The following is a 13146-nucleotide window of genomic DNA, read 5'->3' as shown; positions in this document are numbered from 1 at the left end:
GAGGAAAAATCCCAAGCCCTGCCGCTCATGATTCAGGGAACCAGCTCCGACGCGGGGAAAAGCGTGATCGCGACGGCGTTTTGCCGTATTTTCGCCCAGGACGGATACCGAACGGCGCCGTTCAAATCGCAAAACATGGCGCTCAACTCGTACGTGACGATAGACAGCAAGGAGATTGGACGGGCGCAGGGCGTTCAGGCCGAGGCGGCGGGCATCGTCGCCACGACAGACATGAACCCGATCCTGATCAAGCCGACCCGCGACGCGGAATCCCAGATCGTGGTCAACGGCGAACCGTACGGCAACATGAAAGCGATGGCCTACCGGACCGAGTTTTACGACCAGGGCTTGCGCGTGATCGAAGCCGCTTATCAAAGATTGGCAGCATCCTATGACCGGATCGTCATCGAGGGAGCAGGCAGTCCGGCGGAAGTGAACTTAAATGACCGCGAGCTGGTCAACATGCGGGTAGCGCGGCTGGTGAACGCGCCGGTCATTCTCGTCGCCGACATCGAGCGCGGCGGGGTATTCGCCAGTCTCGTCGGCACCCTCCAACTGTTGGAGCCGAGCGACCGCGAGCGGGTGATCGGGGTGATCATCAACCGGTTCCGCGGCGATCTAACGCTCTTGCAGCCAGGGCTGGACTGGTTTGAAAGCTATACGGGCAAGCCGGTGCTCGGCGTCGTTCCGTTTATTCCCGACCTGTGGATCGACGCCGAGGATTCGCTCATCCTGCACCGCTATCAGGGGCAGGCGGAAAAGACGCGGGAGATCGACATCGCGATCATTCGCTATCCCCGCATCTCCAACTTTACCGATATCGACCCGTTTTTCGTGGAGCCGGATTGCCGCGTCCGCTTTGTCACCCGTACGGAAGAGCTGGACGAGCCTGACCTGATTATTTTGCCGGGGAGCAAAAACACCCTGGAAGACCTGCTGTTCATCAGAAAGACAGGGCTGGAGCAGTCGATTCTGGAGCTGCACCGGACAGGACGCAGCTTTTTAGCGGGAATATGCGGCGGGTATCAGATGCTGGGGAGCGTGATCCGAGATCCGGCGGGGGTGGAATCTCCGGTCAAAGCGGCAACCGGCATGGGGCTGATTCCGATGGAGACAACGCTGGAGGAGCGAAAGACCACCGTTTTGTCTGAGGGGATCGCCGCTTTTGCCGGAGAGCAGATCCGCCTGGACGGATACGAGATCCACATGGGCCGATCGGCTTTTACGGGCCAGGCATCTCCGCTTATCCAGCTGGAGGATCGCACGGACGGCTATTGCGATGATGAGCGTCGAGTGCTTGGCACGTATTTTCATGGATTGTTTCACAGCGATTCGTTTCGGATGCTCCTGCTCAATTCGATCCGGGAAAAGAAGGGACTTGCGCCGATCACAGAGCGGCCATCGTTCGTCGCGTTGAGAGAGCAGGGATTCGATCTGATCGCGGATACAGTCAGGAGCCATGTGCGTCTGGACATCATCGAAGAGCAGATGAGAGCTTTTCAGGGGAGTGAGTGCGAAAATGAGCACAGCAGAATGGAAGAAAAAGCTGGAAGCCATACAACCGCGAAATGAGGAGGCAGCGCAGCAGGCAAGCAGGCATGTGAACCAACTGACCAAGCCGCTCGGCAGCCTGGGCAGACTGGAGAGCTTGGCCGTGGAGCTGGCAGCGATGACAGGGGAGCCTTTTCCGGTGGTAACACCGCCTGGCGTCCTCGTGTTTGCCGCCGACCATGGCGTGGCGGCAGAGGGCGTGTCGGCCTATCCGCAGGAAGTGACTGCACAGATGGTAGCCAATTTCGCACAGGGAGGGGCAGCCATCAATGTGTTCTCGCGTCAGATCGGGGCGCTGCTTCACGTAGTGGACGTCGGCGTCGCTGTCGATGTGGACGCTCCCGGCGTCTGGGCCAAGAAAATTCGCCCGGGCACAGCCAGCTTTTTTCGCGAGCCGGCGATGACCCGCGAGGAAGCGGAGCTGTGCATCCAGGCGGGATTCGAAAGCGCCGCGGCGATCATTGACGAAGGAGCCAAGCTGCTGATCGTCGGCGAGATGGGCATCGGCAATACGACAGCCAGCAGCGCCCTGCTCGCCGCCTTGACGGGAGCGGAGCCGGATGAGCTGGTCGGACGCGGCACGGGAGTCTCCGACGAGAAATGGGAAAAGAAAAAAGCGGTGGTCAAAGAGGCGCTCTCCCTGCATCGGCCTGACGCGGGCGATCCGCTTGATGCGCTCGCCAAGGTAGGCGGCCTGGAGATCGGCGCGATGGCGGGAGCCGTCCTTTGCGCGGCGTCACGGCGAGTCCCGGTCCTGCTGGACGGCTTCATTTCGACCGTCGCCGCCTTGCTGGCTATTCGCCTCTGCCCGGCTGTAGCCGAGTACCTCTTGGCCGGACACCGTTCACAGGAGCCGGGCCATGCGTTTGCCCTCCAAGCACTTGGCAAAGAGCCGCTTGTGGACCTTGGCCTAAGGCTTGGGGAAGGCAGCGGAGCTGTGGTCGCGTTTCCGATCGTCGAGGCGGCGACCCGGATGCTGCGGGAAATGGCCACGTTTGACGAGGCGGGGGTGAGCAGCAAGTGAGCAAGACTGGTCGCGTTTACCTGGTAGGAGCGGGTCCCGGCGACCCGAAGCTGATTACCGTGAAAGGTCTGGAGTGCTTGCAGCAGGCAGATGTGGTGATTTACGACCGGCTGGCGAACCCGGCCCTGCTGGAGCATGTCCCGGACGACGCCGAACGCATCTACTGCGGCAAGCTTCCGGACAACCACACGATGCGGCAGGAGGCGATCAACGCGCTGCTCGCGGAAAAGGCGCTGGAAGGCAAGACGGTCGTCCGGCTAAAGGGAGGCGATCCATGCGTATTCGGCAGAGTGGGCGAGGAGGCGGAGCATCTCGCTCAGCACGCCATTCCGTTCGAGATCGTCCCCGGCGTGACAGCGGGCATTGCTGTTCCGGCTTACGCCGGCATTCCGGTGACGCATCGGGAGTACGGATCGTCGTTTGCGGTGGTGACCGGACATTTGCGCGAGGGCAGGACGGAAGGTGCGGAAGCGGAAAGCGCACAGGACGCCGGCAGCGACAAATGGCAGGCGCTGGCGAAAGGCATCGATACCGTGGCCTTTTACATGGGAGTCGGCAATCTTCCGCTGATCCGCAGACAGCTGATTGCCCACGGCCGCGCCCCTGAAACGCCTGTCGCCGTGATCGCCTGGGGAACAATGCCCGAGCAGACGACTGTGACCGGAACTTTAGCTGATATCGAGGAACGGCTGGCGGCGGGGCCGCGCATCTCCAACCCGGCGATCATCCTGGTGGGCGACGTGGTCAACATGCGCGAGAAGATCAGCTGGTTTGAGCGAATGGAGCCAGGGACATGCGCCTCTATCCAATGATGGCCAATCTGCAGGGCAAGCGCTGCCTCGTCGTCGGCGGCGGTCGGGTGGCAGAACGAAAGATCGCCGGCCTGCTCGATGCCGGCGCCGATGTAGTCGTGGTGAGTCCAGCCTGCTCCCATGCAATTGAAGAGTGGGCAAAGGCGGGGGGCATTGCCCTGTTTCGCCGGCCGTTTTCTCCGGAGGATGTACGGGATGCTTTGATCGTGGTCGCAGCGACCAACGATCCGGCTGTCAATCTGGACGTTTATCAAGCCTGCGGTCCCCACCAGTGGGTAAACGTCATCGACAGGCCCGACCTGTGCAGCTTTACGGTTCCTTCCGTCGTGGAGCGGGGGGATTTGCAGATCGCCATCTCTACAGGCGGGCACAATCCGGGATTGGCCAAGAAGCTGCGCCAACAGGTGGAGATGGACATCGGTCCCGAATACGCGGAATATACAGCGTTTCTTGGAGCTGTACGGAGCCGCGTGCTTGCGCTGTCGCTCGACGAAAAGCGCAAGCGCAAGCTCCTGTCGGAACTGCTGGACGACCGCTTCCTCCAATGGACGAAAACAGGGGAGTGGGAGCGAAGGAATCTGGAGGCGGAGAGAATCATCGAAAAGGCAGGACGGACCGGCACCTGAAAGGTGACCGGTTTTTTTATCGGTCGGACAGGAAACTTTTTACAGTCTGATTCGTCTTTTCATCATGAGCATAAAAAATATCCGCCCATGATGAAGGAGAGAAATGTCCCATGAAAAGCCGCTTCCTTGGATTTTGCTTGGCAATTCTGTCGCTTTGCTTTCTGAACGCTTGCTCGGAAAAGAACGAGGATGCCCAGAGCATTTTGTACGAAAACACGACGCATCATTTTACGCTGCAGCTCCCCAAAAGCTGGGAGGGGAAATACGAGGTGAAAGAAACGGAAAAGCAGATTTTCTTTTTGAGCAAAGCAAACCAGCCCGGCGGGATTCTGTGCGAGGTCAGAATCTGGACCCAGGAAGAATGGAAGCAGGACGGCGAGGAATTGACAACGATCATTCACCTGGAGAAAATCGGCGAAACGAAAGACAAGGTATACTCGTTCAGCACGCCGACAGATGTGCAGTGGGTGGTGGGTGATGCCGAAAAGGAGCGGGAATACCAGGCGATGTTTGCCGACATCCCAAGCATCAAAGCGTCTTTTCAGATGAAAGAATAGTTGGTGTGCAGAACGCGCGGGAAAATTCCTGCGCGATTTATTTTAAGAAGAATTTGCTAATTTTTCACATCCTTTCCGCCGTATTCCCGCTATGATGGAATGGGTTGGTGATGAATGGTGAACAGAACGCGCCATGCGTTTTTCCTGACATGTGTCATATCAGCAGCGATGGGACTGCTGTTTTTATTGATTGCTTCCAATCGCAGCGAGCCGTTATCGGTCAGCCGTATCGGCGTCGTAGTTTCCAATGAAGGAAGGACAGAAAAGATTGCCGGATTAAAAGAAGGACTGGAAAAACTGGGGTTATCCGAGGGAAAGCGCGTAGAATACGCGACTGTCCGCTTGCAGCCCGAGCAGGATCATCCCCAGAATCGCGAAGCGGTGGAGGCTCTTCTGCGGGCTCATCCGGACGTCGTCGTCACGGCTGGAGCAAAGGAGACGGCAGCCGTCCAGACAGCGGTTGCCCGGATGGCGATTCCCTCGCCTCCTATCGTATTTATCGGCGTCGCTTTGCCGTCCGCGCTTTCCTCATCCGCAGCAGGCACAGGTCAGGTGACAGGGGTGGACAACGCCCAGATCAGTCTGATCGGAAAACGGCTGGAGCTGACTGCCCGATTGCTTCCGCACGCCAAAAACGTGCTGGTGATCGCCGACGACCAGACGCCGCTATTCCAAAAAGGAATAGCGGAAGCCGAGACAGCAGCGGAGAAGCTGGGCATCCGTGCAGATATCCTGATGATCTCCAGTGCGGCGGACGTAGAGCGGAAGCTGGAGCAGCTCCCAGCCGGCAGGTACGACGCGCTGCTTCCGCTGCCCAGCCTCATTCTCGAAGACGCCATCACGGACGCTTTGCCTCTATTGACAGAAAAGCGGCTGTTCGTGATGGGAGCGTATCCCGAGCAAGTCAAAAAGGGACTGTTTGCAGCGTACGGGGTCTCGTTTTTTGAACAAGGGGAGCAAGCGTCCCTGTTGGTGGCAAACCTGCTTGACGGCGTTCCCGCCTCAAAGCTGCCGATCCAGTGGCCGAACCACGTCAGGCTGTCGCTCCATACGGCATCCATCGCGAAGCTTTCCATTGCCTTGTCGGACAGACAGTTGTCGCTGGCTCACGAGCTTTACGGGGGCAATGAATGAAGACAGATCATGCTTTCGGCTTGAACAAAATCAAAACAAAAATGCTTCTCTTCGGTCTCGTCATGTCCATACTTCCCTTTCTGCTGGTGGGGTTCCTAAACAACCTGATCAGCAAAGGAAAGCTCTGGGAAGAGGTCGATGCGGCAAATCGCGGCTTTGTGGAAAGCGCAGCCGATGAGCTCGACCTGCTGTTCTCGCACACGTTTGAAACGATGGACATGATCAACGACAGCCTGTTGTCCGCCGATCTCGCCGAAGATGACTTGTACTTTTTTCAGCATTCGTTCTTGAAAAACTCCCCCTATATGGAAGAAATTTCGCTGCTCAATGCAAACGGTGACGAATGGTACAAGCTTAACCGGTGGCGTCTTCAGGACCTTCACAAGCAAACCGCAATTGACAGGCAAATGGCTGAAGCCGTTCGCTCCGGCCGATCCTATATCGGCCATGCCGTCGCAGGCGAAAACGGTCAAATGATGGTGGACGCGGCTGTCCCGCGAATGGGGATGCAGGGGATGAGCGGAGGTGTGCGCGTTCGCTTGAATGTGGGGGAGCTGGTTCAGCAGCTGGCGCTGAAGGCGAGCTTGGAAAAAACAGCCCGCCTCTATGTATTCGATGAATCCTTGCATCCGGTGGTCGGGGCGCTTGCACCCGGCACCCCGTCCGGATCATTGGGCGGGCAGACGGTTGGGAACAACCTGTTGCTCTCCAGCCTCCCGGCGCATACCGCCAAGCCTGTGTCACACATGTTCCAATCTCCGGCGGAGGAGACAATGATCGGGTACGCGATGCGCTCCCGGGCGACCAGCTGGATCGTCATGCTGGAGCAGCCCGCTGACAAGGCGTTTGCCACCTTTGCCCGGCTCCAGGAAAACCTGCTGCTGTCCACGCTTTTGATCGGCCTGATGGTCTCTGCGATCAGCATCGCGGCGGCAGTCTTTTTCGGCAAGAAGATGGAACGGATCGAAACGGCGGTCCGGAGAGTGGCAGACGGCGATTTCAGTGTCCGTATCCCGGTCTCCAGCTCTGATGAACTGGGCCGGCTGGCCTCCTCCTGCAATGAAATGGCGCACAGCCTGCAGGTGAAAACCAATCAGATCATCGAGGAAAAACAGCGCTTGGACATGGTTGTCAGCGGGCTGGGAATGGGGCTTATCCTGATCGACGAATCTTTTCGCGTGCGCTGGGCAAACCGGACGATCAGCATGTGGTTCGGCGGAAGCGGGGACCTGCTTGGGCAAGCGTGCGATCAGGCGATTGGCGAAAATTGCAGCTTGTGCCGCGACTGTCCGATGAAAACGAGGACGATGGTTTCGCAAAATCAGAAGGAGCTCGTCTCCACACGGGTGGATGAACACGGGCGGACGCGTTATTTCCGCCATCAGGTCTTTCCTTTGTATCCGGCCAAAGAAGAGTCGGCCTTTCTCGAAGTAATCGAGGATATCACGGAAAAAAGAGAAATGGAAGCGATCGTCGTACAGGCGGACAAACTGGCGGCGATCGGTCTCATGGCTTCAGGGATTGCGCATGAAATCAACAATCCCCTGGGAATTTTGTCTGTTTACGGGCAGGATCTTCGCGATCGTTTGGCGGAGGAGGATATCGCGACCTTGGCCGAAACGGGCGAGCTGCAGCGGTATCTGGAGACGATGGACAAGCAGATCGCCCGCTGCAAGGACATTACGACCCGCTTGCTCCACTTTTCGCGCAAATCGCCGACAGCGCCCGAACGGGTCGATGTGCATCAGGCGATTGATGACGTGATCCTGTTGATTTCGCATAAAGTGCGGGACAAACAGGTGGAGATCGTCAAGGATTTGACTGCCGCACAGCCATTTGTGGAGGCCACTGCAGGGGAGCTGCAGCAAATCCTGCTCAACCTGCTGACAAATGGGCTTTACGCGGTCGGCCATTCAGGGCTCATTCACATTCGCACCCGGGCGAAAGCGGACGAGATTCTCATCGAGATTGACGATAACGGTGTGGGCATCGCAGCTGAACACCTGCCGCATGTTTTTGATCCTTTTTACACGACCAAACCGATCGGCAAGGGAACAGGACTTGGATTGTCCGTCTGTTACGGGATCGTCAAACGACTGGGAGGAGATATCAAAATGAGAAGTCAACCGGGAGAAGGAACCAACGCAACTGTCGTATTGCCATTGGCGAAGGAGAAAGAGCATGCATCTTGACAAATCGATTCTGCTTGTCGATGACGAACAGGAATACCGTCAGCTTTTATCCGCCCGTTTGACCCGAAAAGGCTATCGCGTATGGGAGGCGGGGGACGGAGCGGAAGCGCTTGCCCGCGTCGCCAGCGATCATATTCATTTGATCCTGCTTGACCTGAAAATGCCCGGCATGGACGGATTGACCTTTTTGAAGCTGTGCAAGCAATCGGCGCCCCGGGTCCAGGTGATCGTGGTAACCGGTCACGGAACCATCGAAACAGCAATCGAGGCGATGAAGAGCGGCGCCTACGACTACCTGACCAAGCCTTACAACTTAAGCGAGCTGGAGGCTTTGCTGGAAAAGGCGCTGGAAAAACAGCAGCTGGAGGAAGAAAACACGCAATTGAAAGAGGCGCTCTCGGCTGCGGGCAAAGCTGCCCCGATCATCGCGGTCAGCTCTGTGATGAAGGAGCTGTTGTCGACAGCGGCCAAGTTGGCGCAGACCGATTTTCCCGTGCTGCTCAAAGGGGAGAGCGGAACCGGGAAAGACGTGATCGCCCGCTTTATCTTTGAAAACAGCGCCCGGAACGGGAGGGCTTTCGTCCCGATCAACATGGGCGCGATCCCGGAAACGATGCTGGAAAGCGAATTGTTCGGCCATGAAAAAGGCGCTTTTACCGGAGCTGTTTCCCCCAAAAAGGGGTTGGTCGAAATCGCTCATCAGGGAACGCTGTTTCTCGATGAAATCGGCGATTTGCCCTATCCGCTCCAGGTAAAGCTCCTCCGCTTTTTGGAAACGGGGGAATTCCGGCGAATCGGCAGCAACCGGCTGCAGCAGGTAAACGTCAGGATCATCGCCGCGACCAACGTCGATTTGGAACGCCGGGTAGAGGAGGGCAGCTTCCGGGCCGATCTCTACTACCGCTTGCACGTGGTGGACATTTGCCTGCCGCCTCTGCGGGAGAGACGCGAGGATATCCTGCCGCTGGCCGAGCACTTTCTGAAGCGGCTGGAGCGGAAGTACTCGGCAAAAGCGCTCAGCGAGCGGGCCAAGGCGGCCCTGCAGGAGTATTCCTATCCCGGCAATATCCGCGAGCTGGCGCATATGATCGAGCGCGGGCTCGTTCTGTCAAAGGGCGAGTGCATCGACGCGGCCGATTTGTTTCCTCAGCAGCTCCATCAGGCGGACGGTGGTTTGCGGCAGGCCAGCGCCGAAACACAGGATGCCGGGGAAACGGCGGTGTATTCGTTAAAGCAGATGGAATGCCGGCATATCCGGGAAGTGCTCAGGCTGTCCAACTGGAACAAGACCAGGGCGGCGAAAGCGCTCGGCATCAGCGTCCGCAACTTGTACCGGAAAATTGAAGAGTACGGATTAAGACCGTGACGATTTGACAGGCAGCGGCTGTGACAATATGGCAGACCGTGGCAGACCGCAACTGCGACAAAATGTCAGGAAGCGACCGTGACAAATTGTCGCGGTTTTTTCTTGGCAGCAAAGCGAAAGGAGACAAAAAACGCGGTCATTCGACATGCGTTCCTTTTTGTCCGGATTGGCACGACACTTGCATCGGGAAAAAGTGTAGCCAATCGTACATGAAGGAGTGGTAGCTATGGCTAACCAGATCACAATGAGGAAAAGACTGCCGCTGTTGACCGCAGCTCTGCTGATCGTCGCCGGATGCTCCTCGCAGACGGCGGGGACCCCGGCAGGGAACGGAGAAAAGACAGCGGCCAAAACAGAGACAGCCTCGCAGCAGGGAGAGGCAGAGATGTCAGCGCAACCTTCCAGGCTTAAGGACTATAAGCCCCCCAGTATGAATGATGTGCCGGAGGGCCCTTTGGGGGAAGCCATCACGTACGGCCACAAGCTGATCAATGAAACAAGCACGGCGCTGCCTGACTACGTAGGCAACAAGCTGTCCTGCTCAAGCTGTCACGGCAATGCGGGGATGGACGCGACTTCCCCTCTGACGGGGGTTGCCGCCGTCTATCCCCAGTACATCCCCAGGTCGGGCAAGGTATTGACGATCGAGGATCGGATAAACGGCTGTTTCGTCCGCAGCATGAACGGTCAGCCGCTGCCTTATGACAGCGATGAGATGAGGGCAATGGTTGCGTATCTGAGTTATATTTCCACCGATGTTCCGGTTGGAACGAAGGAAAGGCCCTGGGTGGTCAAAAACAGCTTGAAAGAGGTGCCGACACCAAGCGTGGAAAACGGCGAGCGTCTGTACAAGCAGTCATGCATACAATGCCACGCTGCGGAAGGTTCCGGGACGGGGTCCAATTCCGGACCGGCGCTGTGGGGCGACAACTCCTTCAATATCGGCGCCGGGATGGGGAGGATTTCGACCGCCGCAGGCTATATCAAGCGGAACATGCCGCTTGGCGAAATGGGCGGGGTCAAGCAGGGAACGTTGACCGATCAGGAGGTTGCAGATCTGGCGGCATATATTTTGAGCTTCCCGCGGCCGGACTTCAAGGACAAGGCAAACGACTGGCCGGCCGGCAATGCGCCAAAGGACGTGCCGTACGAATTGAACAGTCAAAAGCAGTAGCAGGAAAACGAGGTGGCTTTCTGGAGAGCCTCCTCGTTTTTTACTGCGGAAAGAAGACAATCAGCACAAGGCCGAGTCCGACCAGACTGACCGTTCCCAGCGCGATCAGGCTGATTTTTTTCAGCAGCTCATGCTCGCTCTCTTTCCCCCCCCATCGTGGCACCGAGCAGGACGCGGGAGGGGGAATCCATCATGGAGTGGGAGGACGCCGTGTTTTGTCCATACGCAACCAGCTCGGGCGAAGTGCCCAGCTGCGCGGCCGTTTGCGTCTGCAGCTTGATAAACATCACATTGGAACCGGTGTTGCTTCCGGTCAAAAAGCCCCCCATCCCCCCGATCACCGGAGAGACGAAAACACCGCTGACCAGCATCGTTTCCCAGAAACGCCGTTTGACTCCGCTCCATCCTCCCGCCAGATAGACCATCAGCAAGGCAAAATAGAAAAACGTCGGGAGCGACAAAAGGGCGCTGCCCGTACCCAGTTTGCTGAAGGGGATATTTACCTTATTATGGAAAAATGGATTAACGGGAGACAAGGTATACGTTCAGCACGCCGACAGATGTGCAGTGGGATCCAGATGATGCCGAAAAGGAGAAGGAATACGAGGCGATGTTTGCCGACATCCCAAGCATCAAAGCGTCTTTTCAGATGAAAGAATAGCGGTGTGCAGAACATTTTTCTGTTCGTTCTCGTTCTGTTGGCTGTCTGGCCCCCGAAGATCGCTGAAAACAAGCTTGGAGCGAAGATTGAATGACTAAAGAAGCATCATCATGAGAAATGTGAGATTTGTATTTTCCGGATGAGATTAGGCAATGGTGAATATCCATCAATAGAGAATAAACACTCTAAGAAAACCGGCGACCTTTCCCGTGGATACCGAGTAGTGGTCGCCGCATAAGTTTGCTTTTTTACCAGTCTAATTGGCTGTATTAATGAATACATAAGTATGCTTATCTACAACATGAAAGCTTCTGTCTTGTATCCCAAAAATCAAAATCTTATTTTTAATAATCTGTATGGACAAAAGTATAGTACCCGCCATTCGGAGACAGACCCCAAGCATTTTTTTTCGATAGGAGACCATCCCAATTAGAATATTTATATAGTACTCCTTCAGTTTTCTTGAATCTGGGTACAAATGCGATATATCCTCTTTCCCCTAAAGCTAAATTAAAGGTATAGTTCTCAGTAGATGAATAGGTTTTTTGCCAAGTAAAGGAGGCTCCGGCAGAAATTGCGTCTTTTTCTGCACCTACAGAAGCGCTGAAAGAGTGACTGACTTGTGCTGATACAGTCTTACCAATGGAACATCCACCAATTGATGTGCATTTAATTCCATCAGTAACTTGTATCCAATCTTTACTCCACTCAGTTGAATTTGTGGTTTCAGTATAGGTGTAGTATTCGCGATAATCAGCTGCAGGATTTATCGTATTAGCTTTATTATCTGTAGGGATTGTTCTCTGGTTGTTTTGGGTGTGTGAATTCGTTGTATTAGCTATATATTCTTCTTTGCTAATCGGTACTAGGTAGCCACCAACCTCTTTTAGTGGGGTGATTAGCAGACCGGTTGATGGGTCAATAAAAGCATTTTCTCTGTTAATTTCTTGATAAGCTCTGTTTTCCTTACCACTTGCTGCGACTACTGAAGAAGATAAGATCAATAGACTTAGTGTGCAACTAATGCCAAGAGACAAAAATTTCAAAATCTTTTTCATTCAATACCCCTCTTTACCAATTTATACAAATAATACCATTAAAGGCAAAATTATACAACGATTATTTTTCGTCATTTCCGGATTCAACATAATAGTAGATCCCACTATTTTTATCAATAGTAGGCTGGACTTTAGTTCCGTTTTTTAGGCTGATTCTATTCTCAATAGCACTTGTAACTCCAAGGTAAACGTAAAAGATTTTCTTTGATTGAGTATTAATTTCACATGTTATAGTAGGTGATGCAGTTTCATCCAGATGTTTTACTAATACAGGATCGTTCTCTCTATACCATGCGAATTCTCCATCTTTTTTACTTAAACTTGCAACACCAACTATCGTTCCTTCGGGTACATTTTGCTTAAAAATAAGCAATGTTTCGCCGTCTGTTTCTACTGTTGCTAGCAAATCACTTTCATTAATACCTTCTAGTTTAATACCATTTTGAATTGCGGCTTCGGGTGAAGGAAACCACATGAAACTATCTTCACTACCTAATGAACAACCAGAAAAGATAACAATTATCAATAATACAAGCATCAAATACCTCATAATAATATTCCCCCTTCTTCCAAAGTTTTGTGTTTGTGACTTTTTCCAAAACAGGAATGTATCAGTTTTTTACAATCGAATATAAAAACAGAAAATGGATGCGGCACACATTCATCAACAAAGGCTCGTGTATACAATAGGCTCGGGAAGCTTCTTTAATTCGTAGTCATTGGGGAACTAATCGCTAGTGAGAAATTCGAGAGGAGATAACGGGATTAACTGGTTTTCAGATAGGGAATCAAAATGCTTTTTTTAAAGGATATCATTATCAAACATGAAAAAAAAGGGTATTATGGATAAAATTGAAATCGTGCTTTCGTGGTATAAATCTGTCAAATGTATGGATAAAAGCGGAAAGCGAACGACTGGCCGGCCGGATATGTACCAAAGGATGTGCCGTACGAACTGAACAGCCAAAAGCAGTAGCTTGAAAACGAGGCG

At 54.3% G+C, this 13146-nt stretch carries 13 protein-coding genes; 9 read left to right on the top strand and 4 right to left on the bottom strand.

Translation table 11 applies throughout. The annotated features are described in order from the left end of the window. The first annotated feature begins 27 nt into the window (after window positions 1-27). The 9 genes from Q3F21_RS09500 to Q3F21_RS09460 all read left to right on the top strand — a co-directional run bounded on the left by Q3F21_RS09500 (window position 28) and on the right by Q3F21_RS09460 (window position 10436). Window positions 28-1572 (top strand): cobyric acid synthase, encoded by a 1545-nt coding sequence (locus tag Q3F21_RS09500; RefSeq protein WP_340251983.1) that lies wholly within the window; start codon window positions 28-30, stop codon window positions 1570-1572. Beyond that, window positions 1520-2575, top strand: coding sequence for a nicotinate-nucleotide--dimethylbenzimidazole phosphoribosyltransferase (cobT, locus tag Q3F21_RS09495; RefSeq protein ID WP_340251746.1), 1056 nt, complete (start codon window positions 1520-1522; stop codon window positions 2573-2575). The genes Q3F21_RS09500 and cobT overlap by 53 nt, the downstream gene beginning before the upstream one ends. Beyond that, window positions 2572-3387, top strand: a complete 816-nt coding sequence (gene cobA, locus Q3F21_RS09490) for a uroporphyrinogen-III C-methyltransferase (RefSeq protein ID WP_340251744.1) — start codon at window positions 2572-2574, stop codon at window positions 3385-3387. The genes cobT and cobA overlap by 4 nt, the downstream gene beginning before the upstream one ends. Continuing rightward, a complete protein-coding gene (locus tag Q3F21_RS09485; RefSeq protein WP_340251742.1) occupies window positions 3369-4013 on the top strand; it encodes a precorrin-2 dehydrogenase/sirohydrochlorin ferrochelatase family protein in 645 nt (214 codons plus the stop codon). Before cobA ends, Q3F21_RS09485 begins: the two co-directional genes overlap by 19 nt. 110 nt (window positions 4014-4123) lie before the next feature. Then, a complete protein-coding gene (locus Q3F21_RS09480; protein ID WP_340251739.1) occupies window positions 4124-4570 on the top strand; it encodes a methyltransferase in 447 nt (148 codons plus the stop codon). 114 nt (window positions 4571-4684) lie between these two features. Continuing rightward, window positions 4685-5704 (top strand): ABC transporter substrate-binding protein, encoded by a 1020-nt coding sequence (locus Q3F21_RS09475; RefSeq protein WP_340251737.1) that lies wholly within the window; start codon window positions 4685-4687, stop codon window positions 5702-5704. Next, window positions 5701-7896 carry a sensor histidine kinase gene (locus tag Q3F21_RS09470; RefSeq protein ID WP_340251734.1) on the top strand — a complete coding sequence of 732 codons (2196 nt, stop codon included), beginning with the start codon at window positions 5701-5703 and terminating at the stop codon, window positions 7894-7896. Before Q3F21_RS09475 ends, Q3F21_RS09470 begins: the two co-directional genes overlap by 4 nt. Then, on the top strand, window positions 7886-9262 hold the full coding sequence (locus tag Q3F21_RS09465; RefSeq protein ID WP_340251731.1) for a sigma-54-dependent transcriptional regulator: 1377 nt from the start codon (window positions 7886-7888) through the stop codon (window positions 9260-9262). Before Q3F21_RS09470 ends, Q3F21_RS09465 begins: the two co-directional genes overlap by 11 nt. A 226-nt stretch (window positions 9263-9488) precedes the next feature. Further along, the gene (locus tag Q3F21_RS09460) at window positions 9489-10436 is read left to right on the top strand and encodes a c-type cytochrome (RefSeq protein ID WP_340251728.1); all 948 of its coding nucleotides are present in this window, start codon (window positions 9489-9491) and stop codon (window positions 10434-10436) included. A 40-nt stretch (window positions 10437-10476) separates the two neighbouring features. On the opposite strand, the gene Q3F21_RS09455 is transcribed toward Q3F21_RS09460, so the two are convergent. From Q3F21_RS09455 to Q3F21_RS09440, 4 genes are all read right to left on the bottom strand, one after another. Next, entirely contained in the window at window positions 10477-10599 is a 123-nt protein-coding gene (locus Q3F21_RS09455) for a hypothetical protein (RefSeq protein ID WP_340251725.1), read from the bottom strand. Next, the gene (locus Q3F21_RS09450) at window positions 10565-10897 is read right to left on the bottom strand and encodes an L-lactate permease (protein WP_340251722.1); all 333 of its coding nucleotides are present in this window, start codon (window positions 10895-10897) and stop codon (window positions 10565-10567) included. The genes Q3F21_RS09455 and Q3F21_RS09450 overlap by 35 nt, the downstream gene beginning before the upstream one ends. A 544-nt stretch (window positions 10898-11441) precedes the next feature. Beyond that, window positions 11442-12155, bottom strand: a complete 714-nt coding sequence (locus tag Q3F21_RS09445) for a hypothetical protein (protein WP_340251719.1) — start codon at window positions 12153-12155, stop codon at window positions 11442-11444. Between the two features lie 61 nt (window positions 12156-12216). Continuing rightward, on the bottom strand, window positions 12217-12705 hold the full coding sequence (locus Q3F21_RS09440) for a hypothetical protein (RefSeq protein WP_340251716.1): 489 nt from the start codon (window positions 12703-12705) through the stop codon (window positions 12217-12219). Window positions 12706-13146: the final 441 nt, after the last annotated feature.

Source organism: Brevibacillus borstelensis (genome assembly GCF_037834415.1).
GTDB classification, from domain to species: Bacteria; Bacillota; Bacilli; order Brevibacillales; family Brevibacillaceae; genus Brevibacillus; species Brevibacillus borstelensis_A.
Note: the sequence above shows the minus strand (reverse complement) of the source record. Positions and strands in the feature narration are given on the sequence as shown.